Annotated in this window: 1 protein-coding gene; it reads right to left on the bottom strand. The window is 63.7% G+C overall.

The window, feature by feature from the left end:
• The coding region (locus KVS69_RS20030) for a TonB-dependent receptor (RefSeq protein WP_217539970.1) at positions 1-251 on the bottom strand (251 nt) is incomplete at both ends.

The raw sequence follows: 251 nt of genomic DNA, 5'->3' as shown, positions 1-251 counted from the left end.
GGTATGCCGGGCGTAGGTACGCGTGGTCTCGTGGGGGAGGTGGATTCCCTCCAGGCTCAGCGACAGCTGCTCGCTGACCGCGTAGCGGATGTTGAGGTCGAGCTGGCCGTAATCATCGGTGTAGTACGGGTTGGGACCCTGGCCGCCGATGCCGTTGAGGAACTTGTCGCGCCAGTTGTAGGCCGCACGGACCTGCCAGTTGTGCTTGTCGTAGAACGCCACCAGGTTGGCCGAATCGCTCAGGCCCACCA

The organism is Stenotrophomonas sp. GbtcB23 (assembly GCF_019091045.1).
GTDB lineage: Bacteria > Pseudomonadota > Gammaproteobacteria > Xanthomonadales > Xanthomonadaceae > Stenotrophomonas > Stenotrophomonas rhizophila_A.
The sequence above is the reverse complement of the archived record's forward strand: the minus strand, read 5'-3'. Positions and strand labels throughout refer to the sequence as shown.